Source organism: Gluconacetobacter sacchari (genome assembly GCF_014174255.1).
GTDB lineage: Bacteria > Pseudomonadota > Alphaproteobacteria > Acetobacterales > Acetobacteraceae > Gluconacetobacter > Gluconacetobacter sacchari.
Map to the genome: position 1 here is coordinate 1 of NZ_JABEQJ010000108.1, position 638 is coordinate 638.

The following is a 638-nucleotide window of genomic DNA, read 5'->3' on the forward strand; positions in this document are numbered from 1 at the left end:
CGAGAACGACCTGCTGGCCCCCTCGCGGACCGGCGCGCCGAAGGGACCGCGTAACCATGACGGCACGATCATCCCGGACGCGATCGACGTCATGTGGGGCACCGACATGACCACGGCATGGACGCAGGAAGGACAGGCCGCCGTCTTCATTGCCATCGATCATCACAGCGGCGAATGCACCGGCATTCATGCCGCCCGGCGCGGCACCCGCTTCGAGGCACTGGAGCCGATACGCCAGGGTGTGCGCCGCTGCTTCGGCGCATTCGCCGAAAAAGTAGCAACCGGACTTTCCCTGCGCCACGATCACGGCAGCCAGTATATGTCCGATGTTTTCCAGGACGAGATCCGCTTCCTGGGCATCGAAAGCACGCCGGCATTCGTCCGCGCCCCCGAGGGCAATGGCTGCGCCGAGCGCTTCATCCGAACCCTGAAGGAAAACCTGCTCTGGGTCCGAACCTTTGCGACCGTCGAGGAACTCCGACAGGCCCTGCTGGAATTCCGCGATCTATACAACGAAACCTGGCTCCTTGAACGGCACGGGTTCATCTCCCCGAATGCCGTGCGTGCCAGGGCTCTTTCCACTGCGGCTCTCGCCGCTTAGGCTTCAACCAGATGTCTCAAAAACCGAGGCCGGTACA

Annotated in this window: 1 protein-coding gene; it reads left to right on the forward strand. The window is 63.0% G+C overall.

Annotated features, from left to right (window positions below; translation table 11 throughout):
• Nucleotides 1-601: integrase core domain-containing protein (locus HLH48_RS22870; protein ID WP_182999735.1), on the forward strand; the 601-nt coding region annotated here is incomplete at its 5' end.
• Between the last annotated feature and the right edge of the window lie 37 nt (nt 602-638).